Below are 2,500 nucleotides of genomic sequence, written 5' to 3' on the forward strand. Positions count from 1 at the left end.
TGAGGACCATATCGAACACGTCGATGGCATCTGACTGGCCCGGTTGTAAAAGGTAACCGGGCTTTTGGGCTGGCGGTGCGGCACACTGAAAGGTGTCCGTATGGCCAGGTTTGGCACCCCTCCGAGCGATGAGCGCGGAGGAAAGGTTTGCCAAAGCCAAATAAGGATGAGCATTGGCAATGAGAACGATCAAGTGTCAAAAGGGCATTTGGTGGATGCCTTGGCATGCACAGGCGATGAAGGACGTGATACGCTGCGATAAGCCGTGGGGAGCTGCGAATGAGCTTTGATCCATGGATCTCCGAATGGGGCAACCCACCTTAGATGCTTGGAAAATTTAAGCCGTGCGAAAGCACGGCTTAGGTTTCCAAGCATTGTTGAAAGGTATCTTATCCTGAATTCAATAGGGATAAGAAGCGAACGCAGGGAACTGAAACATCTAAGTACCTGCAGGAAAGGACATCAACCGAGACTCCGCAAGTAGTGGCGAGCGAACGCGGACCAGGCCAGTGGCAATGAGGAATAAAGTGGAACGATTTGGAAAGGTCGGCCGTAGCGGGTGATAGCCCCGTACACGTAGAACACTCATTGTCCTTGAGTAAGGCGGGACACGTGAAATCCTGTCTGAACATGGGGAGACCACTCTCCAAGCCTAAGTACTCGTGCATGACCGATAGCGAACAAGTACCGTGAGGGAAAGGTGAAAAGCACCCCGACAAGGGGAGTGAAATAGAACCTGAAACCGGATGCCTACAAACAGTCGGAGCCCGCAAGGGTGACGGCGTACCTTTTGTATAATGGGTCAACGACTTAGTGTGACATGCAAGCTTAAGCCGGTAGGTGTAGGCGTAGCGAAAGCGAGTCTGAATAGGGCGCCTTAGTATGTCGCATTAGACCCGAAACCGAGTGATCTAGCCATGAGCAGGTTGAAGGTTGGGTAACACCAACTGGAGGACCGAACCCGCATCTGTTGCAATAGATTGGGATGACTTGTGGCTAGGGGTGAAAGGCCAATCAAACTCGGAAATAGCTGGTTCTCCGCGAAATCTATTTAGGTAGAGCGTCGACCGAATACCCCCGGGGGTAGAGCACTGGATGGGCTATGGGGACTCACCGTCTTACTGATCCTAACCAAACTCCGAATACCGGGGAGTACTAGTCGGCAGACACACGGCGGGTGCTAACGTCCGTCGTGAAAAGGGCAACAACCCTGACCTCCAGCTAAGGTCCCCAAGTCATGGCTAAGTGGGAAAGGATGTGAGGATCCCAAAACAACCAGGATGTTGGCTTAGAAGCAGCCATCATTTAAAGAAAGCGTAACAGCTCACTGGTCTAAATAAGGGTCTTTGCGCCGAAAATGTAACGGGGCTGAAGCCATGCACCGAAGCTGAGGATGTGCCGCAAGGCACGTGGTAGCGGAGCGTTCCGTAAGCCTGTGAAGGGATACCCGTGAGGGGTCCTGGAGGTATCGGAAGTGCGAATGTTGACATGAGTAACGATAAAGAGGGTGAGAGACCCTCTCGCCGAAAGACCAAGGGTTCCTGCTTAAAGTTAATCTGAGCAGGGTTAGCCGGCCCCTAAGACGAGGCGGACACGCGTAGTCGATGGGAACCACGTTAATATTCGTGGGCCTGGTGGTAGTGACGGATCGCTTAACTTGTCTGGACTTATTGGATTGTCCAGGCTTGGACGCGGTCCCGGGAAATAGCTCCACCGTATAGACCGTACCCGAAACCGACACAGGTGGTCAGGTAGAGTATACCAAGGCGCTTGAGAGAACTGCGTTGAAGGAACTCGGCAAATTGCACGCGTAACTTCGGAAGAAGCGTGACCCCATTATGGGCAACCATGATGGGGTGGCACAGACCAGGGGGTAGCGACTGTTTATCAAAAACACAGGGCTCTGCGAAGTCGCAAGACGACGTATAGGGTCTGACGCCTGCCCGGTGCTGGAAGGTTAAGAGGAGGGGTGCAAGCTCTGAATCGAAGCCCCAGTAAACGGCGGCCGTAACTATAACGGTCCTAAGGTAGCGAAATTCCTTGTCGGGTAAGTTCCGACCTGCACGAATGGCGTAACGACTTCCCCGCTGTCTCCAACGCAGACTCAGTGAAATTGAATTCCCCGTGAAGATGCGGGGTTCCTGCGGTCAGACGGAAAGACCCCGTGCACCTTTACTATAGCTTTACACTGGCATTCGTGTCGGCATGTGTAGGATAGGTGGTAGGCTTTGAAGCAGGGACGCCAGTTCCTGTGGAGCCATCCTTGAAATACCACCCTTATCGTCATGGATGTCTAACCGCGGTCCGTCATCCGGATCCGGGACAGTGTATGGTGGGTAGTTTGACTGGGGCGGTCGCCTCCGAAAGAGTAACGGAGGCGCGCGATGGTGGGCTCAGAGCGGTCGGAAATCGCTCGTCGAGTGCAATGGCATAAGCCCGCCTGACTGCGAGACTGACAAGTCGAGCAGAGACGAAAGTCGGTCATAGTGATCCGGTGGTC

At 53.6% G+C, this 2,500-nt stretch carries 1 rRNA gene (only partly in view); it reads left to right on the top strand.

Annotated elements, in window-relative coordinates:
- Positions 1–187: 187 nt before the first annotated feature.
- Positions 188–2,500, top strand: a 23S ribosomal RNA gene (locus CO656_RS29295) (it continues 485 nt past the right edge of the window).

This window comes from Sinorhizobium sp. FG01 (genome assembly GCF_002531875.1).
Lineage (GTDB): Bacteria > Pseudomonadota > Alphaproteobacteria > Rhizobiales > Rhizobiaceae > Sinorhizobium > Sinorhizobium fredii_C.